Annotated in this window: 20 protein-coding genes, 2 tRNA genes and 1 other RNA gene; 11 read left to right on the forward strand and 12 right to left on the reverse strand. The window is 67.9% G+C overall.

The window, feature by feature from the left end:
- Entirely contained in the window at positions 1-1527 is a 1527-nt protein-coding gene (gene hutH, locus ABZX37_RS39020; RefSeq protein ID WP_354748356.1) for a histidine ammonia-lyase, read from the reverse strand.
- 181 nt (positions 1528-1708) lie between these two features.
- On the opposite strand from hutH, the gene ABZX37_RS39025 reads away from it, so the two are divergent.
- Positions 1709-2494, forward strand: a complete 786-nt coding sequence (locus tag ABZX37_RS39025) for an IclR family transcriptional regulator (RefSeq protein ID WP_354748358.1) — start codon at positions 1709-1711, stop codon at positions 2492-2494.
- A 2-nt stretch (positions 2495-2496) separates the two neighbouring features.
- On the opposite strand, the gene ABZX37_RS39030 is transcribed toward ABZX37_RS39025, so the two are convergent.
- On the reverse strand, positions 2497-3432 hold the full coding sequence (locus ABZX37_RS39030; RefSeq protein ID WP_354748360.1) for an alcohol dehydrogenase catalytic domain-containing protein: 936 nt from the start codon (positions 3430-3432) through the stop codon (positions 2497-2499).
- Between the two features lie 92 nt (positions 3433-3524).
- On the opposite strand from ABZX37_RS39030, the gene ABZX37_RS39035 reads away from it, so the two are divergent.
- The 4 genes from ABZX37_RS39035 (at position 3525) to ABZX37_RS39050 (ending at position 9587) form a co-directional block, all read left to right on the forward strand.
- The gene (locus tag ABZX37_RS39035; protein WP_354748362.1) at positions 3525-6080 is read left to right on the forward strand and encodes a LuxR C-terminal-related transcriptional regulator; all 2556 of its coding nucleotides are present in this window, start codon (positions 3525-3527) and stop codon (positions 6078-6080) included.
- 469 nt (positions 6081-6549) lie between these two features.
- Positions 6550-8157 carry an AMP-binding protein gene (locus ABZX37_RS39040; protein WP_354748364.1) on the forward strand — a complete coding sequence of 536 codons (1608 nt, stop codon included), beginning with the start codon at positions 6550-6552 and terminating at the stop codon, positions 8155-8157.
- Complete coding sequence (locus tag ABZX37_RS39045) at positions 8154-8831, forward strand: tRNA-dependent cyclodipeptide synthase (RefSeq protein WP_354748366.1); 678 nt, start codon at positions 8154-8156, stop codon at positions 8829-8831. The genes ABZX37_RS39040 and ABZX37_RS39045 overlap by 4 nt, the downstream gene beginning before the upstream one ends.
- Positions 8832-8846: 15 nt before the next feature.
- Entirely contained in the window at positions 8847-9587 is a 741-nt protein-coding gene (locus tag ABZX37_RS39050; protein ID WP_354748368.1) for a class I SAM-dependent methyltransferase, read from the forward strand.
- A gap of 387 nt (positions 9588-9974) precedes the next feature.
- On the opposite strand, the gene ssrA is transcribed toward ABZX37_RS39050, so the two are convergent.
- Positions 9975-10349, reverse strand: a transfer-messenger RNA (tmRNA) gene (gene ssrA, locus ABZX37_RS39055).
- A 177-nt stretch (positions 10350-10526) separates the two neighbouring features.
- Between ssrA and ABZX37_RS39060 the strand changes: the two genes are divergently transcribed.
- The 5 genes from ABZX37_RS39060 to ABZX37_RS39080 all read left to right on the forward strand — a co-directional run bounded on the left by ABZX37_RS39060 (position 10527) and on the right by ABZX37_RS39080 (position 14772).
- On the forward strand, positions 10527-11219 hold the full coding sequence (locus ABZX37_RS39060; RefSeq protein ID WP_354748370.1) for a sensor domain-containing protein: 693 nt from the start codon (positions 10527-10529) through the stop codon (positions 11217-11219).
- Positions 11216-12349: a sensor domain-containing protein gene (locus ABZX37_RS39065; RefSeq protein WP_354748372.1), complete on the forward strand. Its 1134-nt coding sequence runs from the start codon at positions 11216-11218 to the stop codon at positions 12347-12349. The genes ABZX37_RS39060 and ABZX37_RS39065 overlap by 4 nt, the downstream gene beginning before the upstream one ends.
- A gap of 57 nt (positions 12350-12406) precedes the next feature.
- A complete protein-coding gene (locus ABZX37_RS39070) occupies positions 12407-13048 on the forward strand; it encodes a response regulator transcription factor (protein WP_009073303.1) in 642 nt (213 codons plus the stop codon).
- Between the two features lie 101 nt (positions 13049-13149).
- Entirely contained in the window at positions 13150-13368 is a 219-nt protein-coding gene (locus ABZX37_RS39075) for a hypothetical protein (protein ID WP_344269261.1), read from the forward strand.
- Between the two features lie 102 nt (positions 13369-13470).
- On the forward strand, positions 13471-14772 hold the full coding sequence (locus tag ABZX37_RS39080) for an acyltransferase (protein WP_354748375.1): 1302 nt from the start codon (positions 13471-13473) through the stop codon (positions 14770-14772).
- Here the strand turns inward: ABZX37_RS39080 and ABZX37_RS39085 are convergent.
- The 9 genes from ABZX37_RS39085 to ABZX37_RS39125 form a co-directional block, all read right to left on the reverse strand.
- Entirely contained in the window at positions 14762-15658 is an 897-nt protein-coding gene (locus ABZX37_RS39085) for an amidohydrolase family protein (RefSeq protein WP_354748377.1), read from the reverse strand. The genes ABZX37_RS39080 and ABZX37_RS39085 overlap by 11 nt on opposite strands.
- Complete coding sequence (gene smpB, locus ABZX37_RS39090; protein ID WP_116206697.1) at positions 15655-16137, reverse strand: SsrA-binding protein SmpB; 483 nt, start codon at positions 16135-16137, stop codon at positions 15655-15657. The genes ABZX37_RS39085 and smpB overlap by 4 nt, the downstream gene beginning before the upstream one ends.
- A gap of 138 nt (positions 16138-16275) precedes the next feature.
- Positions 16276-17169, reverse strand: coding sequence for a permease-like cell division protein FtsX (ftsX, locus tag ABZX37_RS39095; protein ID WP_037359041.1), 894 nt, complete (start codon positions 17167-17169; stop codon positions 16276-16278).
- 45 nt (positions 17170-17214) lie between these two features.
- Positions 17215-17904 (reverse strand): cell division ATP-binding protein FtsE, encoded by a 690-nt coding sequence (gene ftsE / locus ABZX37_RS39100; protein ID WP_009073292.1) that lies wholly within the window; start codon positions 17902-17904, stop codon positions 17215-17217.
- A 98-nt stretch (positions 17905-18002) separates the two neighbouring features.
- On the reverse strand, positions 18003-19106 hold the full coding sequence (gene prfB, locus ABZX37_RS39105; RefSeq protein ID WP_354748380.1) for a peptide chain release factor 2: 1104 nt from the start codon (positions 19104-19106) through the stop codon (positions 18003-18005).
- 64 nt (positions 19107-19170) lie between these two features.
- Positions 19171-19671 (reverse strand): helix-turn-helix transcriptional regulator, encoded by a 501-nt coding sequence (locus tag ABZX37_RS39110; RefSeq protein ID WP_344268867.1) that lies wholly within the window; start codon positions 19669-19671, stop codon positions 19171-19173.
- Between the two features lie 240 nt (positions 19672-19911).
- Positions 19912-19985, reverse strand: a tRNA-Met gene (locus ABZX37_RS39115).
- Between the two features lie 765 nt (positions 19986-20750).
- Positions 20751-20824: transfer RNA gene (locus tag ABZX37_RS39120), tRNA-Met, on the reverse strand.
- Positions 20825-20891: 67 nt separating this feature from the next.
- A complete protein-coding gene (locus tag ABZX37_RS39125; protein ID WP_354748406.1) occupies positions 20892-23861 on the reverse strand; it encodes a UPF0182 family protein in 2970 nt (989 codons plus the stop codon).
- Between the two features lie 166 nt (positions 23862-24027).
- Here ABZX37_RS39125 and ABZX37_RS39130 point away from each other — a divergent pair, with 166 nt between their 5' ends.
- Positions 24028-24582 (forward strand): PPA1309 family protein, encoded by a 555-nt coding sequence (locus ABZX37_RS39130; RefSeq protein ID WP_344268864.1) that lies wholly within the window; start codon positions 24028-24030, stop codon positions 24580-24582.
- The last annotated feature ends 28 nt before the right edge of the window (positions 24583-24610 follow it).

Genomic DNA, 24610 nt, shown 5'->3' on the forward strand with positions numbered 1-24610 from the left:
TCAGGCCTCCAGTTCGGCCGCGGCCAGGACAGCGCCCGACCGCACGAGTTCTTCGGCGGCCGCGATCTCGGGCGCCAGGTGACGGTCGGGGCCAGGACCCTCGACCTTGGTGCGCAGCAGGTCCCGGACGCGTCCGGTGACCGGCGAGGGCTGCAGCGGCGCGCGGAAATCGAGCGCGCGGGCCGCGGTGAGCAGTTCGACGGCGAGCACGGTGGTCAGGCCGTCGACCGCCTTGCGCAGCTTGCGCGCGGCGGACCAGCCCATGGACACGTGGTCCTCCTGCATCGCGCTGCTCGGGATCGAATCGACCGAGGCGGGCACGGCGAGCCGCTTGAGCTCGCTGACCACGGCGGCCTGCGTGTACTGCGCGATCATGTGTCCGGAGTCGACGCCGGGGTCGTACGCGAGGAACGGCGGCAGCCCGTGCGAACGCGCCTGGTCGAGCATCCGGTCGGTACGGCGTTCGGCGATGCTCGCCACGTCCGCCACCGGCACCGCGAGGAAGTCGAGCACGTACGCGACCGGCGCGCCGTGGAAGTTGCCGTTCGACTCCACCCGGCCGTCGGCCAGCACCACCGGATTGTCCACAGCGGACCAGAGTTCCCGCTCCCCAACCAGTTCCGCGTGCGTCAGCGTGTCCCGCGCGGCTCCGTGCACCTGCGGCGCGCACCGCAGCGAGTACGCGTCCTGCACGCGGTTACAGTCCGGACCGCGGTGGCTTTCCACGATCTTCGATCCCTGCAGCGCCGCGAACATCCGCGCCGCGCTGGTCGCCTGACCCGGGTGCGGCCGCAATGCCTGCAGATCGGCGGCGAACGCGCGATCCGTGCCCAGCAACGCCTCGACGCTCATCGCCGCGGTGAGGTCCGCGACGTCCAGCAGCCGGTGCAGATCGGCGGCGGCGAGCAGCAGCATGCCGAGCATGCCGTCGGTGCCGTTGGTGAGCGCGAGGCCCTCCTTCTCGGCCAGCACGACCGGCGTGATCCCGGCCGCCCGCAACGCGTCCGCGGCGGGCTTTCGCTCGCCCGCGTGGAATACCTCGCCCTCGCCCATCAACGCCAGCGCGACCGCGGCCAGCGGCGCGAGGTCGCCGGAGCAGCCGAGCGAACCGTACTCGTGCACGACCGGCGTGATGTCCGCGTTGAGCAGCGCCGCAAGCGTTTGCGCCGTCTGCGGGCGCACGCCGGTGTAGCCGCTGGCCAGCGTGCGCAGGCGCAGCAGCATCAGGGCGCGCACCACTTCGGTCTCCACCGCGGGCCCGGCGCCCGCGGCGTGCGAGCGGATCAGGCTGCGCTGCAGCGCGGTGCGGCTCTCGACGGGAATGTGGCGCGTGGCGAGCGCGCCGAACCCGGTCGAGACCCCGTAGGTCGGCGACGTGGCGTCGGCAAGGTCTTCGATGTGCTGGCGAGTGGCGGCGAGGTTCTTCTCGACCGCCTCGGCGAGCCCGACGTGCGCGTGCCCGCGGACGACGTCGACGACCTGCGCCGCGGTCATCGGCTTCGAGCTCAGGAGGACTGGTTCCGGCATGCCGCCATTGCACCTCCCGGCGGGCTCCGGCGACAGTGCGGAGTTGGCGGTAGTGTCTGGTATCCAAGACAACACGTGGCGAGAGCCTCGGCTACCGGAGCGAAGGGACCCCTCATACTCCGTCTGGGCGGTGCGAGGGGTCCCCTCGCACCATTTCCTGAGGAGGCGGAGGAGTCCCCCGGTGAGCAGTTCCGACGTTCCCGCCCTGCGCAACGGCCTCTCCGTGCTGCGCCTGCTGGCCGGCCACGCGGGCCCGGTCTCGGCGGCGGCCGTCGCCCGCGACCTCGACCTGCCCCGGTCGACGACGTATCACCTGCTCAACGAACTGACCGCGGCCGGTTTCGTCACCCACCTGCCCGCCGAACGCCGCTACGGCCTCGGCATCGCCGCCTTCGAACTCGGCTCGGCCTACCTGCGCCACGACCCGCTGGAGCGGCTTGCCGGACCGCTGCTGCGCAAACTGGTCGACCGCATCGGCCACACCGCACACCTCGGCGTCCTGCACGGCAACGAATCGCTGTACCTGATCAAGGAACGCCCAGCCCGCCCCGAAACGCTCGTCACTGACGTCGGCGTACGCCTGCCCGCACACCTGACCGCCTCCGGCCGCGCGATGCTGCAGCATCTGCCAGCCGCACACGTCCGCGCCCTGTTCCCAGCCGCCGCGTCGTTCGTCTTGCGCACTCCGCGCGGCCCCAATTCGCTGGCCGCGTTACGCCGCACCTTGGCCACCGAACGCCGTCTGGGCTGGTCAGTGGAAGACGGTCACGTGACAGCGGGCTTCGCCTCTGTCGCCGCCCCAGTGTTCGACCATGGTTCCAGGCCGATGGCCGCGATCAGCGTGACGCTGCGCCACCTCTGCCCAGACGACCGTCCCTGCGAAGAAACCTTCCCCGTTCTAGCCGAAGCCGTCGCCGCGACAGCCGCGACGCTCACCACCCACATCGGCGGCAACCGGCCGGAATGAGATCACGGTTCGAGGACCACCTTGATCGCCCCAGCCGCACGGTCACCCGCGACGCGGAACGCCTCCCGCGCGTCCTCAAGCGGGTACCGGTGGGTGATGATCGTCCGCGCCAGTTCGGGATTCCCAGCCAGCATTCCCGCGACCTCCTCGACCTCCCGCACCCCGTCGTGGCGGCCGTAAGCGATGCTGCTGACGTAGGTCAGCTCCTTGACCTGGCTCACCGCACTGCCCGGTACCGGCATCCGGTCCAGGTAGACGCCTAACGGAACGATCCGCCCGCCCGGCCGAGCGGCCTCAGCGGCCCGATCAAGGCTGGTCGCGCTGCCCGCCGCGTCGATCACCACGTCGTACGCACCGTTCGGCCTGCCGAATCCGAGGCGTTCAGCCGCCTCCAACTGCGCCGGGTGCCGCGCTTCCAAATCCGCTTCGAAACCTTGGCCACGAGCGGCCGCGGCGGCCAGCAATCCGATCGAACCGCCACCAACCACGAGGATCCGTTCCCCCTCACGAGGCTGCGCGCGCCGCACCGCGTGCCAGGCCACCGCGCCGGGTTCGATCAGGCACGCGTCCCGGACGGACAGCTCCGGCGGCAACGCCAGCAGCGTGTACTCGGGCACGACGATCCGCTCAGTCATCCCTCCGTCGCTGAAGACCCCGAGGTTCCCGTGCCCCTCTTCAGTGCACCGCTGCGGATAGCCCGCGCGGCACTCGTCGCAGGCTCCGCCGTAGACGGTCGGCTCGACGAAGTACGTCTGGCCGGAGTCGTCCACTCCGGCGAACTCGTGGCCGTAGACGAATCCCATCACGCCGGAGCTGGCGAGCAGCACGTCTGTCCCGCAGATCCCGGCGGAAGCGACGGAAATCCGCACCCCTGGTTCGTCCGGCTCGCCGACCTTCACGACGCGGATGCCTTCGCCGGTGTTCACGACTGCCTGCACGTACTTCTCCCCTGGTCCGATCGGTTCCTCATCAGCCTGTGCGAGCACGAGGTGAGCGGCCCTCACCCCATCGGGGTGATTTGATCGACGCCATGAAAGTCGTGCGACGGCAGGTGCTGTTCGAACGGCTCACCGCGGCAGCGCGGGTGACGGTGGTGTCCGCGCCCGCGGGCAGCGGGAAAAGCATGCCGGTCCGGTCGTGGCTCGAGGATGCGGACCTGACCGACCGCGTTGCCTGGGTCAGCTCGCGCGAGACGTTCTGGCCGACGGTGCTCAACGCGCTCCGCCACGCCAGTCCACTCGTGCGACCGCTCACCCCAGCACCGGATCTCGACGCGTCGGCGATGGTGGAACGCCTGCTCACCGACGTCGCGCCGCTGACGGAACGGCTCTGGCTGGTGATCGACGACGTGCACGAACTGAGTGCCGCCGACGCCCGCCAGCTCGAACTGCTCGCCCTTCGTGCCCCGGCGCACCTGCGGCTCGTCCTGATCACGCGGCACGAGCTCCGGGGGCTGCACCGCGTGCGGCTGGACGGCGAGCTGACCGAAATCCGCGCGGCCGACCTCCGGTTCACCCTCGACGACGCGAGACAGCTTCTGGACTTCGCAGAGGTGAGGGTGTCCGGGCAAACGCTTGCGTCGCTGTTGGACCGGACCGAAGGCTGGGTTGCCGGGTTGCGACTGGCGGCCCTATCCCTTGCCGGGCACCCGGATCCGGAGCGGTTCGTCGCCGAATTCTCCGGCAGCGAGCGGACTGTGGCCGAGTACCTGCTGGAGGAAGTGCTGGAACGGCAGACCCCCGAAGTACGGGAGTTGTTGCTGCGGACGTCGATTCTCGAGCAGGTCAACGGAGAACTGGCCAACCTGCTCACTGGCAGCACGGGCGGTGAACGCATCCTCCAGGATCTGGAGCGAGCGAACGCCTTCGTGCACTCCGTCGACACCGGACGCACGTGGTTCCGCTACCACCGGTTGTTCGCCGGTCTCCTGCGCCTGGAACTGCGCCGCACCGCGACGGACGAAGCCGCATTGCACCGAGCCGCCGCCGAATGGCTCGCCTCCAACGGACGTCCGACCGAGGCGATCCGGCACGCCCAAGCCGCGCGGGATTGGCCGCTCGCCACGCGGCTGCTAGCCGACCACTGGCCAGCCCTCAACCTCGACGGCCGATCCGCCACCGCACACGACCTGCTCACCGGCTTTCCCGCGGAAGTCATTGCGGTACAAGCAGAACTCGCGACTCTGCGCGCCGCGGACGAACTGGCGCACGGCTCGGTCGAGTCCGCACAGCGATATCTGGACCAGGCAGAGCGAAATGCAGTCGCCGAAGACCGGCGAGAACAGGCGTCCTTCTTACGCGACCTCGTCCGGCTGATGCTGGCGCACCGTCTCGGCGATCTGCCCGCGGTGTCCGGATTGGCCCAGCGACTGCCCGCGCTCAACGAAGACCTGCGCGCGCTAGCCCTGATCAGCCTCGACAGCCCGGAATACTGGACTGCGAACTTCGCGGGCGCACGGCGTCACCTGGAACGCGGCCGCACCCGCGAACAGCGGCCGTACCTGGAGTTCAGCAGCCTCGCCTATCAAGCGGCGAACGAGTTCTTCCTGTCCTTCGACCAGGCCGCCGACCATGGCGGGCAAGCCGTCGCACTGGCCGAACGGCACGGCTGGACGGACGAACCGGCCGCCGGGGTCGCGTACATGACGCTCGGCGCGGTCCTTGCGTGGCAAGGACTTCTCGACGAATCGCAGCGGTGGGTCCGACGTGCCGAGCGGACGATCCGACCCGAAGCCCAACCGCTGGCCGGGATGGGCATCGCGCACGTCCGCGCGACACTGGCGATGGCACGCGGCCGGAACGCCGAGGCGGTGGCCGCTTTCAGCGTCGCCGACCGGCTGGCCCGGCTGCTGACCGCGCCGAACCCGATGACGCGCGCCATGCGCGGCTTCCAACTGCAGGCCTTGGTCCGGCTCGGCGAGACCGAGCGCGTCGAAGGGATTGTCGCGAGCTTCGACCGCCGTTATCGCGACCACGGCGAAGTGCGGATCGTACGCGCGATGCTGCATCTCGCCGCCGCCGATCCGCTTGCCGCGTCGGACGCTCTCGCGCCGGTGCTGGACCGCTCCGCGCCGGTGGTCTGGCCGACCTGGCGAACCCAGGCGTACCTGCTGGAAGCCGTCGCCCAGGACAGGCTCGGGCACGCGACCGCCGCCGGGCACGCCCTCGAACGCGCGCTCGATCTCGCCGAACCGGACGGCGCGCTGGTCTGGTTCCTGCTGCACCCGACGCCGGATCTGCTCGACCGCCACGCCGCACACCGCACCCGGCACGCCGGGCTCATCGCCGGCATCCGCGGTCTCCTGGCCGGACGGGCTTTCTCGGCACCGGCACCGCTGCTGGATCCGTTGAGCGAAGCCGAAATCCGCGTGCTGCGGTACCTGCCGACCAACCTGTCGATCCCGGAAATCGCCGACGCGCTGACCGTCTCGCGGAACACGGTCAAGACACACGTCCGGAATCTCTACCGGAAACTCGGCGCGCACCGCAGAGCCGCGGCAGTCGAACAAGCCCGCACGACCGGACTGCTCGCGCCGTCCTTGAGTGAAGCCCACCTCCCGGCAATTCCCCCAGAAAATAAACGCTAGCCCCAGAACGTCCTCACGAACGAGCATACCTTAACCGAAGCGCGCACCCGCGCAACCACGCCTTTCCAGCCGCGACAAAACCGACACAACGGCACTTCAGCGTCACCACGCCGGTTCCCCCACTTGTCGCAATACTCGCGTTGGCCGGTCCCAACGGACGATTGACAGTCACTATCCGCTCAGGTATAGCTCTTAATGGGTTTAAAGCGAAACTCAAAACATCAGGGGGCTTGAGTGGATTCGCTTCAGTACGTTTCTGCCTGTTCGCTTACCGGCCACCGGTAGGCCATCTTCACTGATCCGGGCGTCGCGGGGGCGATGCCCGGATCAGCTTTGCGCTGCCAGCCGAACATTCCCTCCAGTGATTCGAGCGTCATTCGAGTCGCTGCGATTACCCTTGCCCGCATTTGGCCAAGGGCGGCGAGCGGCCTTGTGATGCCGCATTCCACCGCATAGGAGCACTTCACCGATGAAACCGAACTGGGCTTTCAACCTGGGCGAACTGTTCGATCACCGAAGCAGTTCCGGCAAGCCCATGACGTTCCACCTGTCCCGGCCGCTGGACATCGACCGGGAAAGCCGCTCGACCCTGGACCTCCCCGCGCTGGCCGCACTGGTCAAGGACTCCGCGGGCGTGCTGAGCAAAGCGGGCGTGAAACCCGGCGATCGGGTGGTCGTCTACAAGGCCAATCATTTCGACTGCATTCTGCTGGCCGCCGCGATCGCCCGGATCGGCGCGGTCGCCGTGATGCTGTCCGGCATGCTGGGAAAGGAAGCGGTACAAGCCCTGATCCGGCGCGTAGCACCGGCGGCGGTCGTGACTGACGCGGAACGCATCGAACGCGCGGAAATCTCGCCAGCGGTGTTCCCCGATCTCGCCGGAAAGATCTTCAGCGTCAACGGCGATTCCCCGCACGCACAGACCTACGCGGACCTCAAAGCCGAGCCGCACCCGCACCCCGTCCCGCGCCGCGACGACGAACTCCTGATGCTCACCCACACCTCGGGCACCACCGGCATCCCCAAGCTGATCATCTTCCCGCCGGCCACCATTCAAAAGCAAATGGCCAGGCTGGAATGCCGCCATTTCCCGCCCCTGACGTTCCGCCGCAACGACGTCGTGGCCATGTTCACGCCCTACGTGCACGCGCGAGCCTTCACGTGGATCTATTCGGTGCTGACGCTGTCCCCGGCCACCGTTCTGGTCATGGACGACAGCTCCCCGGACGTGGTCGACCGGGTTTTCCGCCGCTACCGGCCGACTTTCATGGAAGCGCTGCCCATCGACTACGCGGCCATGGCCCCGCTGATCCGCACCGGCGCGGACAACCCGTTCGCCCGCATCCGCCTGTTCGCCGGGAACTTCGACGCGATCCGCTGGCCGGTCATCCGCCGTTTCCTGAACGCGTCCCGGCACCCGTTCCCGCTCTGGCGCGACGGTTACGGCCAGTCGGAAACCGGCGGCATGGGCATGACCGTGCTCTCGCGCCGCTCCGCGAACCGCCCGCGCGACCACAAACCCGGCCCGCGCGTCGTGGGCCGTCCCATGCCCGGTTTCGTCACCCTCAAGATCGTCGACCCCGTCACCTTCGAACCGGTCGACCGCGGCCGCCCGGGCCTGGTGCTGGCCAAAACGAAGGCCCGCTGCGCCGGCTACTACGGCGAACCCGAACGCTGGAAGGAAAAACTGGTGGGCGACTGGTGGAACACCGGCGACATCGGCATCCTCACCCCGACCGGGGCGTTGAAGATCGTGGACCGGGAGGTCAACGTCTCGTCCGGCATCGGCTACCTGGAATTCGAAGACACCCTGGTGGACCGCCTGCCTGAGGGCTCCGACGTGGCCATCCTCCCGCGCGAAAACGACGTGCCCCTCCCCGTCGTCGCGACCCGGGACGGCCGCCTGGACGAAGCCGACTGGTCCCGCGCCCGCACCGGCCTCCCCGACCTGGCGGACCCAGTAGTCATCGCGACGGCGGACATGCCAAGAACGGCAACGGGAAAAATTGTCCGGGAAGAACTCCGCCGCACCCACCTGAACACCGCGGCCACCCCCGGCTCCGGACGCTGGACATGATCAGCAACGGCTTCAGCGTGGAACCCCTGACCACGTCCTGCCGAGAAGTCTGGGAATCCCGCCGCCACGCGGTTTTCGGCGTCAGCCCAGGAAACAGCTACTTCAACGTGGACCGCCTGCGCGGCACTTTGGACTGGCTGCAAACGGAATTCAAGCAAATCGACGTCATCATCCCCGACAGCGCCCTGAAACACACCTTCACCGCCCTGGGCTACGACGAGGCCAAAGCGGCGAAGAAGGCCAGATCAGAAACCAACGTCCTGCGAAACCGAGTACTCCGAGCCTGGACCGACCTAGGCGGCCCAAGACCAGCCGACGGCCTGCACCGCATGTCCGAACTCTCGGCAAGCCCTGTCTACACCGAGGCCTTGGCGCACTGCGCCCACCTGACCGCGACAGACCCCACCCTGTCCGCCGCCAGCACAGAAATGACCAAAGAAGTCCTGGCCGCCAAAGGCTTAACGGGCGACGCCACCCCCGCCCAAATCGCCGAGGCGAAAAACTACCTCATCGCCGAACTACCATTCTTCGTGTCTTCGTGCAGAATCTTCGACGTAGACGCCTCCCTAAATTTCTATCACCAGCCCCTCCCGCTGGCGAACGTGATCTTCTCGGACACCTCAGCCCTGAAACCAGACCCCGGCCAGGGCTACGCCACAATCCGCCCCGTCTGAACACGGAGACCTCGCATGACCGAATCCGTAGACCAGTACGACCAGGTAGCCACCACCTTCGCCGACGTAGAAGCAGTAATCAGCTTCGTCCGGGAAAACCTGGAATGGCCCTCATTCCAAGAACTCCTAGGCGACCTGAGTGGCCTGCGAGTACTGGACGTAGGCTGCGGCGAAGGCAGCTTCACCCGCCGCATCAAACAACTAGGCGCCGCCCAAGTAGTGGGCACCGACCTGTCCCCCGGCATGATCGCCCTGGCGCAGCAAGCAGAAGCGCGGGCCCCGCAAGGCATCACCTACGAAGTCCAAGACCTGGCGACAATGCCGCCCCAAGGCGAGTTCGACGTGGTAACGGCCATCCACGTCCTGCACTACGCGGACACCCGGAAAACCATGCAAACCATGGCGAACACCATGCAAGCCAACCTAAAACCCGGCGGCCGCCTAGTCGTCCTGAGCGCGAACGCGGACTCAAGCGAAGAATCCGAAACCGCGGCGGGCTTCCGCACGCACCGCCCCGCCAACCCCCAGGAAGGCGACAAGTTCAAGGTAGCCGTCCTGACGACCCCGCCAACAGAAATCGAAGTACACCACTGGCCCACGGCAACCATCGTGGACGTCCTGCGCACCGCGGGCTTCACCAACATCGCCTGGGCCCCGGTAAAACCCTCGGCCACCGTCGCCCCCGCCGACCAAGACCGAGCCGCCCGCTGCGCGAAAAACCCGACAAGCCTAACCCTGACCGCCACAAAGCCGTAGCCCCGCGAAGAACCCGGCTCGCGCTCAACCCGACCGCGAGCCGGGTACCCAACAGAACCCACTAGTCAAGGCGCCAAGAACTTTCAACGACACCACCCGGCGCAGCCCGCGCCGACCAACACCCCCGCCGACCCGAACTCCAGCACCCGTCACGAACACGCGCCTGCCATCCCCACCAGCTGCCACCCCAACAGCAAAGCCAAACCCGCAGCGGACACCACCGCACCACGACCCTGACGGCAACCGTCCCACAAAACGCGCCCACCACGATGGGGGTCCAGGGGGCGCAGCCCCCTGGCGGGGGTTTGGGGGTCCGACCCCCAAAGGAGATGACGAAGAAGAGCCCTGGCCCACGCGTAAAGCGTGGGCAGGGCTCTCCCGCGAATCGAGTGGAGGTGCCGGGAATTGAACCCGGGTCCTCTAGCGCCTCCTCAAGGCTTCTCCGTGCGCAGTCCGCTCTGTCTCTGCTTGGCCCCTTCAGTCACGCGAACAAGCTGAAGTGACGAGCCCAGCCACTGTTTGCTTCCCAACCAGGCCCCGTGGCCGGGACTGGAGGTGAGCCTCCTAGCTGATGCCGGAAACCGGGTCGGAGGCGACCCCGGGCCGACAGACTTGCTCTACTGCGATCAGGCAGCGAGAGCGAAGTCGCGCTGGCTATTGGCCTTGGCGCTTATTAGGTTGCGATGACGCTTACGGTGGTCTCTCGCCTGCACCGGCACGCTTCCCTTGATTCAACGTCCAGAGTCGAAACCGTTCACCCCCTTGTAGGTGCTCGTAACCTACCCATCATAACTCCCCCGGCAACCCGATAATTCCGGCATGGGCAAGCAGCCGGGGTAGGGCTGTCCCCACCTCGAAGATGCCCGCTCGCCCCCTGGTTGCCCGCCACCGGTCCGGCCATGCTGAGCAGGTCAGTTTCCGCAGTGAGGGAGCCCCGCCATGGTCACCGTGCCCGCCGGTCGCAGTTTCGGGCGCCGCACTCCGCCGTTGGGCGGGGCGCTGGCTTATCTGCTGCTCAACCTGCCCATCGGCATCCTCTCGTTCACGCTGATCGTGACGCTCGCTTCGGCCGGGTTCGGGACGCTCATCGTGTGGCTGGGCGTTCCGCTGCTCGCGCTGCTCATCCTGTTCGCGCGGATCGCGGGCCGGGTCGAGCGGGGGCGGGTGTTCGCCCTGCTGGACGTGTACGTCGACGACCCCTACCTTCCGCTGCCGCCGTCCGGGCAGAAGCAGCGCTGGCTGACCCGGCTGAAGGACCCGGCGACGTGGCGCGACCTGTCCTACCTGTTCCTGCTCTTCCCGCTCGGCCTGGTGGAGTTCGTGCTGGTCGTGACGGTGTGGGCGGTCAGTTTGGGCCTGGTCACGCTGCCGATCTACTACCGCTTCCTTCCGGACGGCGTCTACGCCTTCCCGAGCTACGATGTGCAGTGGTTCGTCGTCGACTCGACGGTGACCGCGCTGCCGTGGGCGGCGCTGGGGGTGTTGTTCGCCGCGATCGCCGTGGCCCTGACGAAGGGGCTGGCGGCGCTGCACGCGGCGTTCGCGACCGGGCTGCTGCGGCCCACGGTCGCCCAGCGGCGTCGCATGGAGCGCTCGTGGAACGAGATCGACGGGATCACGGTGGCCGGATGACTTCGCAAGACCCGCCTCCGGAGCAGCCCCGTCCGAATCCGGCCCGCACGATCGCGTACATGATCCCGTCGTTCGTGCTGCGGCTGCTGCAGTTCATCCTCATCGTGGTCGGCGGCACCGTCGGCACGGCGACGCTCATCATCTGGATCGGCTTCCCGATCCTGCTGGCCGTCACCGGGTTCATCCGCTGGTCAGGCGACCTCGAACGCCGCTGGGCCCGCCGGATGCTCGGCACCCCGCTGGCGCCGGTCGAGCGGCTTCCGCTGGAGGGGCAGTCGCTGACCCGCCGCTGGCTGACCCGGCTGTCCGACCCGACGACCTGGCGCGATCTGGCCTACCTGATGGTCGCGTTCCCGCTGTCGATCGTCGAATTGCCGATCGCGATCGCGTCGATCGTGCTGCTGCCGATGGCGATCTGGGTGACGCCGTGGCTGGGCTGGCTGCACGGCAACCTGGCGCTGTCGATGCTGGGCCCGAACCGCACGAAGAAGCTCGAAAAGAAGGCTGAGCACCTGCAGGCGTCGCGGGCTCGTGGCGTGGACGCCGCGGAGGCCGAGCGCCGCCGAATCGAGCGTGACCTGCACGACGGCGCGCAGCAGCGGCTCGTGGCGGTCGCGATGAGCCTCGGCCGGGCGAAGTCGAAGTTCGACAACGACCCGAACGCGGTGCGCGACCTGATCGACGAGGCCCATTCGGACGCCAAGCTCGCCGTTTCCGAACTGCGCGACCTCGCCCGCGGCATCTACCCCGCCGTGCTCGGCGACCGCGGTCTCGACGCGGCTCTGTCCGCGCAGGCCGCGAAGTCGCCGATCCCGGTGGACGTGCACGTCAACGTCGAGCCCCGGCCGCCGGCCGCGGTCGAGACCACGGCCTACTTCATCGTCGGCGAGACCCTCACCAACATCGCCAAGCACTCCGGCGCGACCGAGGCGACGGTGAAGGTGTGGCGTTCGGAAACGCACGTCATCACCGAGATCACCGACAACGGCCACGGCGGCGCCGAGGTTCGCCATGGCGGCGGGCTCGCCGGGCTGGCCGACCGAGCGGCGACCATCGACGGCGTGATCACCGTCGTGAGCCCGGTCGGCGGGCCGACGGTCATCAGAGCGGACCTGCCGTGTCAATGGTGACCCGTCCGTGAGTGAATAGCCTCCGGGAGCTTTTCACTCACGGACCTGGGGGCTTTGATGCGAGTAGTGATCGCCGAAGACGCCGTGTTGCTTCGGGCGGGGGTCACCCGGTTGCTCGCCGACGAGGGCATCGAGACGGTCGCCGCGGTCGACAACGGCGACGACCTGCTCGGCGCGATCACCGAACACCGTCCTGACCTGGCGATTGTCGACGTCCGGATGCCGCCGACCTTCACCGACGAGGGCTTGCGCGCGGCGTTGGCGGCCCGCAAGGAGATCGCTGGCCTGCCGGTGCTCGTGCTGTCCCAGTACGTCGAGGAAAGCTACGCGGTCGAGCTGCTGTCCGGCGGGGCTGGCGGCGTCGGCTACCTGCTGAAAGAGCGCGTCGCCGACGTGGACGAGTTCCTGGACGCGGTCCGTCGCGTCGCGGACGGCGGCACCGCCATCGACCCCGACGTCATCGCCCAGCTGATGGCCCGCGGCCGCCGCAACCCGCTCGATTCGCTCACCGCGCGTGAATCCGAGGTACTCGGACTGATGGCGCAGGGACTGTCCAACAACGCCATCGCGAACTCGCTGGTCGTGTCGCACGGAGCGGTCGAAAAGCACATCGGCAACATCTTCTCGAAGCTCGGCCTCGAGGCAAGCTCCGAAGAACATCGCCGGGTCCGCGCGGTGCTGACCTACCTTGGCCGTTGAACCTGGCCGCTGAAACCCCTCACTCGAACTGACGGCAGCCCGGGCGGGCCTCCCTCGCCTACCATGGACTGATGCCGCCCGAACCGAGCGAGGAGAGCCCGATGTCCGACCGCAGCGTCCGCTTCTTCGGCGGCCCGCTCGACGGCCGGGTGCAGGAACTCGCCGACGAGGAACCGGTTCCGGGCACCGTCGTGCGCCACATCCACCTGCACGGCGGCCCGAAAATCGAGACGCGGTACGAACTCGGCCTCACCGAGGACGGCTGGGCGTACCGGGTACAGGCGCACGAATCCGAACCGGAACCGGACACCCTCCCCTAGGGAGGTAGGGCCAACCCCACCTCGCACCCCCTGCTGGCCTGAACCCCTTTTCGGTGGTCTGCACCGCTGTTTCCGCCCCCGGAAACCGACAAGCTCTTCAGCATGACGACGAGCCAGCTGCCGACCCGCGCCCCACGGGCGTCCCGGGACAAGTTTCTCGACGTGGTGCGCGCCGGAGCGATCCTCGCGGTGGTCGCGCAGCACTGGACGATGCCGGTGCTTTCCTTTTCCGGCAACACTCTTTCCACCGGCAACGCCCTCGCGACGCCGGGCTGGTGGATCATCACCTGGGCGTCGCAAGTCATGCCCCTCGTCTTTTTCGCCGGCGGCGCGGCGAACCTGATCTCCTTGCGCCGCGCGGAATCCACCCGCGCCTGGTTCGCCGGACGGGTGCGCCGGCTGCTCGTTCCGGTGCTGCCGCTCATGGCGGTGTGGCTCGTCGCGCCGGATCTGTTGCACGGCTTGGGAGTTCCGCCACAGCCAGTGCAAGTGGCCAGCGCGATCGCCGCGCAGCTGCTGTGGTTCCTGTCGGTCTACCTGCTCACCGTGCTGCTCACGCCGCTGATGGTCGCCGCACACCGGCGCTGGGGTCTCGCGGTGCCGGCGGTGCTGGCCGGACTGGGCGTTCTCGTTGACGTGGCGCGGTTCTCCGACCTCGGCCTGATCGGGTACGCCAACGCCGTCATCGTCTGGGTCGCCGTGCACCAGCTCGGTTTCCACTACGTCGAAGGCCGCCTCGGCTCGCTCAGCCGCCGTGCCGCGCTCGCCGTGTCCGCCGCCGGTTTCGGGGTGACGGCGCTGCTGATCGCGTTCGGTCCGTACCCGGCGAGCATGATCGGCATGCCGGGCGCGCCGGTGTCCAACATGAGCCCGCCGACCGTCCTGCTGCTGTTCCTGGCGCTCGGCCAGATCGGGTTCCTGCTGGCTTTCCGCGAGAAGCTCGTCTCGCTCCCCCGCGTCACGGCCGCGCTCAGCTGGCTCAGCCCGCGGTTCATGTCGGTCTACCTGTGGCACATGCCGGCGCTGGTCGTGGTTTCCGGCGTGACCGTGTTCGGCCTCGGCTACTCGACGCCGACCCCGGGTACGTCGATGTGGTTCCTCATGGCACCCGCCTGGTTCGCGGTGTGCGGCGCGGTGCTGCTGGGCCTGCTGCGCCTGTTCGAGCGCTTCGAGACGCAGCCGGACGGCCTGGTCGTGACCGCACGGACGCCGCAGCTGGTGCTGGCGGGCCTGCTCGCCTCCGGCGGTCTCCTCGGCCTGGCCGCGCACGGGTTCGCACCGCTGCGCGACGGCGTGCTGAACGGTCCGCTGCCGTGGGTGGCGCTGGTCGCGGCCGGGTTCGCGCTGGCCGGACGTCAGGTGTCGCTGCCGCGCGGCCGGGCCCTCGTGGCGGTCAAACGCTGAGCAGCTTCGCGGGGGTGTCGTGCAGCACCGCTCGCAGGAACGGCTCGCCAAGGCGATCGTCGGCTGCCCAGCCGGCGATCGCCTTCAGCTGTGTGGCGTAGGAGTACGGGATGTTCGGGAAGTCGGTGCCGAGCACGACGCGGTCGGCCACCTCGGCCAACCGGACCGTCCAGTCCGGCGGCAGCGGCGACATCGCCTCCGCGAACGGCACGCCGACCATGGTGGTGTCCAGGTGCACCCGCGGGTAACGGGCCATCAACTCGAACGCGGTGGTGAACTGGGGCATCGCCGCGTGCGCGAGGACGGCGGTAAGCCGCGGATGCCGTCGCAGGACTTCCTCGAACACCTCGAGCCCGGTGAAATCGCCGCGCAACGGCCCGTGTCCACAGTGGATCACCACCGGTACGCCCGCTTCGGACAGCGAACCCCACACGCCATCGAGCAGCTCGTCACGCGGGTCGTACGCGCCGACCTGAACGTGCGCCTTGAAGCACCGGGCCCCCGCACGCAACGCACTGTCCACATAGGATGCCGCGCCCGGCTCCGGGTAGAACGTGCCAGTCGGCACCGCTTCCGGCACCTGCTCGGCGAACTCCAAAACCCAGGACGTGAGCCACTCCGCCATGCCCGGCTTGTGCGGGTACACCAGCGGCGCGAAGGCTTTCACGCCCAGCGCGCGCAGCGTTTCGATCCGCTCCGCCTCAGGCGTGCGGTAGTGGATCGGCCAGGGCGTGCCGTAGTGCTGCTCAGCGCGGTCGAAATACGCCCACACCTTGTCCAGCACGGGCTTCGGCAGGAAGTGGACGTGCAGGTCGACGATCCCGTCGAGGCCGAGCCCGGCGATCCAGCCCGGGACGTCGGCGTCGGCGGCCGGACCCGCGCTCACTCCGTGAACCGGCCCTTCAACGCCCGCCCCATCGCGCGGCTGATGTCCTTCTGCGCGTCGCGTTTGGCGAGCGACTGGCGCTTGTCGTAGGCCTTCTTGCCCCGGGCCAGCGCGATCTCGACCTTGACCTTGCCGTCCTTGAAGTACATCGACAGCGGCACCAGCGACAGACCGCTTTCCTTGGTCTTGCCGATGAGCCGCTCGATCTCGCGCCGGTGCAGCAGCAGCTTCCGCGTGCGCCGCGGCATGTGGTTGGTCCAGGTGCCCTGGGTGTACTCGGGGATGTGGACGTTGCGCAGCCACACCTCTCCGTCGTCCACCGTCGCGAACGCGTCCACAAGCGACGCTTTGCCGGCCCGCAGGCTTTTGACCTCTGTGCCCACCAGCACCATCCCGGCCTCGTAGGTGTCCAGGATGGAGTAGTCGTGCCGAGCCTTGCGGTTCGACGCGATGACCTTCTGTCCACGTTCCTTGGGCATACCGGCCAGTTTACGTGGCGTCCAGGCGATCAAGCACGCCGGTTTACGGCCGGTCACCCGGCGAAGTCAGTGCTGCTGGAGACGCACGAACCGCCCGGCGAAAACGTTCGCCGGGCGGTTCGGATGCGAAGGAAGCGGCTAGTGGCGCACGTACAGCCGCAGCGTGACGTACCCGGTGATCGCCGAGATCACGATCGACACCGCGAGCAGGATCGGCGCGACCGGGAACAGCACCTCCAGCGTGGTGATCTGCGGGAACACTTCGCCGGTGAAGACCGTGTCGAGGAAGGACAGCTTCGTCAGAAGCAGGAACACCACCCCGAGCACGGCGCCGACCGTGCCGGCGACCACCGCCTCCAGGAGGAACGGCAGCTGGGTATACCACCGCGTCGCGCCCACCAGGCGCATGATGCCGACTTCCGTCCGCCTCGTGAACGCCGAGACCTGAATGGTGTTCGCGATCAGCAGCAGGGCGGCGACGGCCATGATGAGCGCCATCACGAACGCGATGTTCCGGACTCCGTTGAAGACGTTGAACACGCGGTCGAGGAACTTCTTCTGGTCGTCGACCTTCTTGACGCCGGGCTGGCCGGTGTACTGCTTGATGATCGCGTCGGACCGGTCCGGGTCCTTCAGCTTCACCTGCAGCGACGCGGGCAGCGCCTCGGGGCCGGTCAGCTCGAGCAGTTCGGGCTGGCTCGCGAAGATCTTCTTGAACCGGTCGTAGGCCTGGTCGCGGTTCTCGTAGACGACCGACTCGACACCGGGGTTGTTCTGCAGCGACTGGCGGAGCCCGTTGCAGAGCGCCTGGGTGCAGTTCTTGTCGTTCGCGCTCACGTCGTCGACCAGCGAGACCGAAACCTCGACTTCGGCGAGGAAGTTCGCCTTCATCTTGTCGATCGTGCGCACGGCGAGCAGACCGCCGCCGAGCATGGCGAGCGAGACCGCGGTGGTGAGGATCATCGCGATGGTCATCGTGACGTTCCGGCGCAACCCGGTGACGACCTCGCTGAAGACGAAACTGGCTCGCATCGCTCTAGTAATTCCTTGGGTCGGGGCGGAAAAGGGCGGGGTGCGTCAGCGGCCGATGCCGTAGACGCCTCGGGCGTCGTCGCGGATCACGCGACCGAGCTGCAGCTCGACGACCCGCCGCCGCATCGAGTCCACGATGGAATGGTCGTGCGTGGCCATCAGCACGGTGGTGCCGGTGCGGTTGATCCGCTCCAGCAGCAGCATGATGTCCTGGCTGGTGTCCGGGTCGAGGTTCCCGGTGGGCTCGTCGGCGAGAAGCACGAGCGGGCGGTTCACGAACGCACGGGCGATCGCGACGCGCTGCTGCTCGCCGCCGGAGAGCTCGTTGGGCAGCCGGTCGGCTTTGCCGTCGAGGCCGACGAGTTCGAGCACCTCGGGCACGACCTTGCGGATCGTGGGCCGCGGTTTCCCGATGACCTCGAGCGCGAACGCCACGTTTTCCGCGACGGTTTTGTTGGCCAGCAGCCGGAAGTCCTGGAACACGCAGCCGATGGTCTGGCGCAGGCGGGGGACCCGGCGCCGGGCGAGCTTGGCGACGTCGAAGTTCGACACCATGACCCGTCCCTTGGACGGCACCTCTTCCCGCAGCAGCAGCCGCAGGAACGTCGACTTCCCGGAACCGGACGGGCCGATGAGGAAGACGAACTCACCCTTGTCGATCTCGACCGACACCCGTTCGAGGGCGGGACGGGTCGAGGTCTTGTAGACCTTGGAAACCTCTTCGAGCCGGATCACGGTTCGGCATCCTACCCATGGGCCCCGTTAAGCCCGGGTTGCCGGTGCCTTGGGCGACCCGCGCCTCGTCCCGGCGCGGGTCGCCGCCGCCTCGCGGATCAGACCGCGTTCGTCTGCTTGCGCCAGCGGATTCCGGCTTCCAGGAAGCCGTCGATGTCGCCGTCGAGGACCGCGGTGGGGTTGCCGACCTCGAATTCCGTACGCAGGTCCTTGACCATCTGGTACGGGTGCAGCACGTAGGAGCGCATCTGGTTGCCCCAGCTGGAGCCGCCGTCCTTGAGCGCGTCCATTTCGGCCCGTTCCTCCTCCTTTTTGCGCTGCAGGAGGCGCGCCTGGAGGACCTTCATCGCGGCCGCCTTGTTCTGCAGCTGCGATTTCTCGTTCTGGCAGGAGACGACGATGCCGGTCGGGATGTGGGTCAGGCGGACCGCGGAGTCGGTCGTGTTGACGCTCTGCCCGCCGGGGCCGGACGAGCGGTACACGTCGACGCGGATGTCCTTTTCCGGGATGTCGACGTGGTCGACTTCCTCGACCTCGGGCAGGACCTCGACGTGCGCGAAGGACGTCTGCCGCCGGCTCTGGTTGTCGAACGGCGAGATCCGCACGAGGCGGTGGGTGCCCTGTTCGACCGAGAGCGTGCCGTAGACGTACGGGGCGGTCACCTTGAAGGTGGCGGACTTGATGCCCGCTTCTTCGGCGTAGGAGATGTCGAAGACGTCCGTGGGGTAGCCGTGCCGCTCGGCCCAGCGCAGGTACATGCGCAGGAGCATCTCGGCGAAGTCGGCCGCGTCGACGCCGCCCGCTTCGGAGCGGATGTTGACGACGGCGTTGCGGTCGTCGTATTCGCCGGACAGCAGGGTGCGGACTTCGAGCGCGTCGATGTCTTTGCCGAGGTCGGCGAGGTCGCCCTCGGCCTCGGTCATGCTGCCGCTGTCGCCCTCGTCGGCGGCGAGCTCGTAGAGGACGCCGAGGTCGTCGAGGCGCTGGCGCAGTTCGGAGACGCGGCGCAGCTCGGCCTGCCGGTGGGACAGCTGGCTGGTGACCTTCTGGGCTTCTTCGACGTTGTCCCAGAGGGTGGGGCTGGACGCCTGCTCCTCGAGCTCGGCGACCTGCGCCCGCAGCGCGTCGAGGTCCATCACCGACTCGATCTGGGTCAGCTTGCCGGTCAGGTCCTTCAGCGCCGCATCGAACTCATCACTCACGCCGGACAACGTTACGGCAAAACCCACGACCGGTCGCGAACCGGTCGTGGGGCCGTGGCGAAGCTCAGGCCTGCGGGATCGAGTCGAGCAGCTTCAGGGCGGCCTTGGCCTGCGCCTGGGCGAACTCGGCGACTGCCTTGGCGTAGGGGCCGTCGGCGGTCTTGGTGGCGTTCTTGGCCTCTTCGAGCTGCGCCTGGTAGGTGGTGCGGGCGCTGTCGAGCAGGGCGCTGCGCTGTTTGGCCGTCAGGGAGCCGGCGTGCACGAGCCGCAGGATGAGCGGGCTGCGCAGGTGGTCGGGTCCGGCCTCGGACGTGAGCCACGTCTTGAAGGCCTTCTTGCCTGCCGCGGTGAGCACGTACTGCTGGCTCGAACGGGGTCCTTGCTTGCCGAGCCGGACGAGACCCTCTTTCGAGAGCGCCGGGAGCTCGCGGTAGACCTGGCTGCGGGTGACGCTGAAGAAGGCGCCGAAGCGCTCGTCGGCGCCCGAGACGAGCTGGCCGCCTGTGGCGGGGCCGTCATGGAGCAGACCGAGCAGAGCGGCGGCGGTTGCATTCAATTCGGACACCCCTCTACGGTCCCACTTATCCGCCGCTGTGTCCACAGTGGTCACGAATCAGTCCATTGTGGCCAGCGGCAACCCCTCTAACAGCCCAGTCCGCTGGTATGTCCACAATAGACTCTGCCACGCTCCGCAACCACCGCCGAAACGATCACCGCGCCGCAACCACCACCCGAGCGACGGCCAAATGGCGCACAAAAAAGCCGGGGCCCGTGCATCCGCACGAGCCCCGGCTTTGTATCCACGTAGCGGGGACAGGATTTGAACCTGCGACCTCTGGGTTATGAGCCCAGCGAGCTACCGAGCTGCTCCACCCCGCGTCGTTGTGAAAACAACAATACACCCCCCAAAACACCCTATGACACCACCCCCCAAAACACCATCCGACCAGCAAAAACACCACAACCAACCCCCAGAGCCAGCCACCCCACCCCGCCCAACCCCCCACGAATCCCACCGCCCCAACAAACAACCCCCACGCTTTCCGCACCCCACCCCCGGCACACACCGCCAATGACGGAATATTCCACCGCCCCAACGATTCCCGACCCTCTACAAGAGAACAACCAAGAGGTCTAAACCTGTCAAACCCACCCGATCCCCCACCGCCCCAAAAAACCCACCACCCCAGACGCTCCCCACAGCCGCGACGCGGCGGCTTGGCTCCCCGCCCTCCAAACCGAGCAAGTCTTCCGACCCCGACTAGGCAGCACCGGATTGGCGACTAGGTTTTTGCCCTCCAGGCGAGTTCAGATCCATTGGGCCGCCAAGGATCGCCCCCCTCACGAACCGGAGCACCCAGCAAGACCGCCCCGCGCCTCACAACGAACGAACCCGTCGCAACCAACGAAGACCAACCGCCCCGAAAACAAACGCAAACCCCGCACCCACCTCACCTGACCGGCCAAGCTCGCTCCGCGAGCAAAGGCCCCCCACGACAAAGGTGAGGATCCAGTCCAGAAGCACCCCGGCCGGGGGTCCAGGGGGCTTGCCCCCTGGCGGGGGTCTGGGGGTTCGACCCCCAGAGGCAACAACGAAAGAGGCCCGTCTTCGCGCTTTTTGCGAAGACGGGCCTCTCACCTCTGTAGCGGGGACAGGATTTGAACCTGCGACCTCTGGGTTATGAGCCCAGCGAGCTACCGAGCTGCTCCACCCCGCGTCGTAGGACCTACCTTACGCCCTGGTTTCCAGCGGGCGCAAAGCAGGTGCCTATTACGTAACCGAGGTCACCCGCCGGGCTGGGACGGCGGCCCGCTGGAGGCGGGCGGGGTAGTCGGTTTGGCGGAGTTGTATTCCTTGGTCGCCGCGTCGAGCGCGGCGAGTGCCGCGCCTTGGTCGGTGAAGTTGCCGGACTGCTGTGCGGCCTTGAGCTTGGCGAGCGCGGCCTGGATGTCGGCGACGGCCTTGTCCATGGCCGGGTTGCTGCCGCCGGTGCTGGGCGGCGGCTGGGCGGTGCTGGACGTCGGCGGGGTCGTCGTGGTGCCGGGGTCGCCTTCCTTGGGCGTGGTGGCCGCCGCGCCGGTGCCCTTGCCGAAGACCTGGTCGAGCGCCTCGTTGAGGGTGGACGCGAAGCCGATCTTGGCTCCGTAGGAGACGAGCACGCGGGCCAGCTGCGGGTAGCTGAGCTGGTTGCGCTGGCGGATGTAGACGGGTTCGACGTAGAGGAATCCGTCGGCGACCGGCAGCGTGATCAGGTTGCCGTAAATGGGAATGACGTTGGGGTTGTTCAGCAATGTCCGGTCTTGGGCGACCCGGGGGTCGCTCTGGAACCGGTTTTGCACCTGGACGGGTCCGTCGACCTGGTTCGCCCCGCTGGCCGGCGGTAGTCGCAGGACGCGGATGGTGCCGTAGTCCTGCGGATCGGACGAGACGGACATCCAGGCGGAGAGGTACTGCCGTTGCAGACCGGTGAGCGCACTGGTCAGCTGGAAGGTCGGCCTGCCTTCGCCCGCCGCGTTGGCGAGGACGTAATAGCCGGGCTGGTTGGCGACATTCGCTCCGGCCGTGGTGGAACTGCCGTCCTCGGTCGGGTCCTGCGGGACGCTCCAGAACGCCTGCTGCGCGTAGAACTCCTGCGGGCTGTCGACGTGGTAGCGGGCGAGCAGTTCGCGCTGGATCTTGAACAGGTCCTCGGGGTAGCGGAAGTGCGAGCGCAGTTCCGGCGAAATCTCCGAGCTGGGCTTCACGACGCCGGGGAAGACGTTCTCCCACGCCTTGAGGACGGGTTCGTTGTCGTCGATCGAGTACAGGTTGACGGTGCCGTCGAACGCGTCGACGGTCGCCTTCACCGAGTTGCGGATGTAGTTGATCGAGTTGTTCGCCTGTTTGGTGACGCCGTTGAGCGAGTCGTTGGTCGCCTCGCCGAGCTGCGTCTGCTGGGCGTACGGGTAGTTGTCGAGCGTGGTGTAGCCGTCGACGATCCACTGGATGCGGCCGTTGACCACCGCCGGATACGGGTCGCCGTCGAGGGTGAGCCACGGGGCGACCTTGGCGACGCGGTCGCGCGGTTCGCGGTTGTACATGATCTTCGAGCCGTCGCCGATGGCGTCGGAGAAGAGGATCTTCGGCTCGCGGTACTCGGCGGCGAACATCAGCCGGTTGAACCAGTTGTCGAGCGAGACGCCGCCCTTGCCCTGGTAGAGGTAGTCGCGCTTGGCGTCGGTGTCGTACTCGCCGGGAGCCTTGCCCGGAGTGCCGCCGACGATCGCGTAGTCGGACTGGTTGGTGAGCTCGCCGTAGTAGATCCGCGGCTGGTCGACCTTGATCCCCGGCTGGCCGTTGACCGAGCCCGCGCCGGTCGGGTTCGTGGTGTCGCTCGTGGTGGCGATCGGGTAACCGCCGTCGGAGTTCGAATCCTTCACCGCACGGTCGATCGTGTTGGCGGGCGCGGCCACGAATCCGTTGCCGTGCGTGTAGACCATGTGCTTGTTGATCCAGTTGGTCTGGTTGCCGCTCAGCCCGTCGGTCTTCATTTCCTTGGCGGCCACGATGTAGTCCTGCATCGTGCCGCCGATGTTGTACCGGTCGATGTCCAGCTTGGACGGGAAGCCGTAGAAGTTCTCGCGGCCGACTCGCTGGGTGAAGGTGTCGCTGAGGATGTTCGGATCGAGCAGCCGGATGTTGGAGACCGTGCCGGTGTCGGCCTTCACCGCGTCCGCCGTGGTTTCGGTCTTGCCCGGGTACTGCTCGTACTTCACGTTGCCGAGTCCGTACGCCGCGCGCGTCGCGTCCATGTTGCGCTGGATCGACGGCGCTTCCTTCTCGTTGGCGTTCGGCTTGACCGAGAACTGGTCGAGGATCGCCGGCCAGGCGACGCCGACCAGCACGCCGGAGAGGATCAGCAGGACCAGCGAAATTGCCGGCAGCTGCAGATTCCGCAGGAACGCGCCCGCGAAGAACGCGATCGCGCAGATCACCGAAATGCACAGCAGGATCAGCTTCGCCGGGAGCACCGCGTTGAGGTCGGTGTAGGTGGCGCCGTTGAACAGCGGCATGTTCCGGTCGGACAGCAGCAGGTTGTACCGGTCGAAGAAGTACTCGACCGCCTTCAGCAGCACGAAGAGCCCGACCGTGATGGCGAGCTGCGCACGGGTCGGTCCGGCCAGCTGGCCGCCGCGGCCGGCGAGCCGGATGCCGCCGAAGATGTAGTGCGCGATCAGCGCGCCGAAGAACGAGACGACGACGGTGACGAACAGCCAGCCGAGCAGCCAGTTCACGAACGGCAGGGTGAAGGCGTAGAAACCGAGGTCGATGCCGAACTCGGGATCCTTCTGGCCGAACGAGGTGCCGTTGAGGAACAGCTGGATCGTCTGCCAGTCCCCGGTCGCCGACGCGCCGGAGATGACGCCGGTGAGCACCGGGATGCCGATGCCGAACAGCCGGATCCGGCTGACGATCACCGAGCGGTAGCGCGACAGCGGATCATCGCGGCCGGACACCGGCACGAACACCGGCCTGGTCCGGTACGCGATCAGCAGGCTGACCGCCAGCGCGCCGCCGACCAGCAGCCCTACCGCGAGGAAGAGCACGATGCGGGTGACCAGCTGCGTGGTGAACACCGAACGCGCCTGCAGTTCGCCGAACCACAGCCAGTCCACGTAGGTGTCGAGCAACCGGACGCCGGCCAGCAGGGCCAGCACGATCACCGCGGCGATGATGAGAAGGATCCGGCTGCGCCGGGACAGCTTCAGGCTCACCGGGGGCCGAGTCGCCACGGCAATGCTCCTGTCTTCGTGAACATGTTCGCCGGGGACAGCTGTGTCCCCGTGACCTCTAACTCTACGGACGGTGCCCCGAGTTCCCGGGACCACCCAAACCGGGCACGTACGGCGCGTCGCGAGGACGCCTGACACGATGGTCGCCATGCCACCGAGTGAGCCGTCTGCCGCCCACCCTGTCGCCGGGCTGGCCCGGGAAGTCGAAGAGTTCGTCGCCGCCGCGGGCTGGAACCAGCCGCCGCAGTTGTTCGCGCTGGTGCCGACCGCCGCGCTGCTGGACGAACAGCCCGAGCTGGCCGGTCAGCTCGACCGCGCGAACCCGCTGACCCCGGTGGCCCAGGAGGCCCTGCCGGACGGCGATCTCGCCGAATCGCTCGGCCGGATCGCGTGGCCGGACATCGTGGTCGGCTGCGCGCTGGCGCAGGAGATCATCGTGCTGCCCCCGGACGTCGAGGCGGAACTCGAAGGAATCGCCGAGGCGGACGCCGAAAGCCTCCGCCGCGCCGCCGCGGACCACCCGCGCCGCACCGAGGCGCGGCTCGTGGCCGCCGTCCTGCGCGAGGGCGACGCGGCTTGCGTGATGCGGCTGCGCGGCGTCCAGCCGGGCGACGAGGACGAGAACGCGGTCGACGAACTGGTGGAAAGCCCGGATCTCGCGCCGAATCTCGTGGACGCGCTGAAGACGACCCTGCAGCCCTGATTCACCGGCTGCTGCTTCCGTTAAGTCC

Source organism: Amycolatopsis sp. NPDC004079 (assembly GCF_040610415.1).
Lineage (GTDB): Bacteria > Actinomycetota > Actinomycetes > Mycobacteriales > Pseudonocardiaceae > Amycolatopsis > Amycolatopsis halotolerans.

Coding starts and splice junctions, on each gene's coding strand:
- ABZX37_RS39075 (WP_344269261.1), top strand. CDS start 13,150: ATGTCCGACCGCAGCGTCCGCTTCTTCGGCGGCCCGCTCGACGGCCGG.
- ABZX37_RS39035 (WP_354748362.1), top strand. CDS start 3,525: ATGAAAGTCGTGCGACGGCAGGTGCTGTTCGAACGGCTCACCGCGGCA.
- ABZX37_RS39130 (WP_344268864.1), top strand. CDS start 24,028: ATGCCACCGAGTGAGCCGTCTGCCGCCCACCCTGTCGCCGGGCTGGCC.
- ABZX37_RS39065 (WP_354748372.1), top strand. CDS start 11,216: ATGACTTCGCAAGACCCGCCTCCGGAGCAGCCCCGTCCGAATCCGGCC.
- smpB (WP_116206697.1), bottom strand. CDS start 16,137: ATGCCCAAGGAACGTGGACAGAAGGTCATCGCGTCGAACCGCAAGGCT.
- ftsX (WP_037359041.1), bottom strand. CDS start 17,169: ATGCGAGCCAGTTTCGTCTTCAGCGAGGTCGTCACCGGGTTGCGCCGG.
- ABZX37_RS39050 (WP_354748368.1), top strand. CDS start 8,847: ATGACCGAATCCGTAGACCAGTACGACCAGGTAGCCACCACCTTCGCC.
- ABZX37_RS39070 (WP_009073303.1), top strand. CDS start 12,407: ATGCGAGTAGTGATCGCCGAAGACGCCGTGTTGCTTCGGGCGGGGGTC.
- ABZX37_RS39060 (WP_354748370.1), top strand. CDS start 10,527: ATGGTCACCGTGCCCGCCGGTCGCAGTTTCGGGCGCCGCACTCCGCCG.
- hutH (WP_354748356.1), bottom strand. CDS start 1,527: ATGCCGGAACCAGTCCTCCTGAGCTCGAAGCCGATGACCGCGGCGCAG.
- ABZX37_RS39045 (WP_354748366.1), top strand. CDS start 8,154: ATGATCAGCAACGGCTTCAGCGTGGAACCCCTGACCACGTCCTGCCGA.
- ABZX37_RS39040 (WP_354748364.1), top strand. CDS start 6,550: ATGAAACCGAACTGGGCTTTCAACCTGGGCGAACTGTTCGATCACCGA.
- ABZX37_RS39080 (WP_354748375.1), top strand. CDS start 13,471: ATGACGACGAGCCAGCTGCCGACCCGCGCCCCACGGGCGTCCCGGGAC.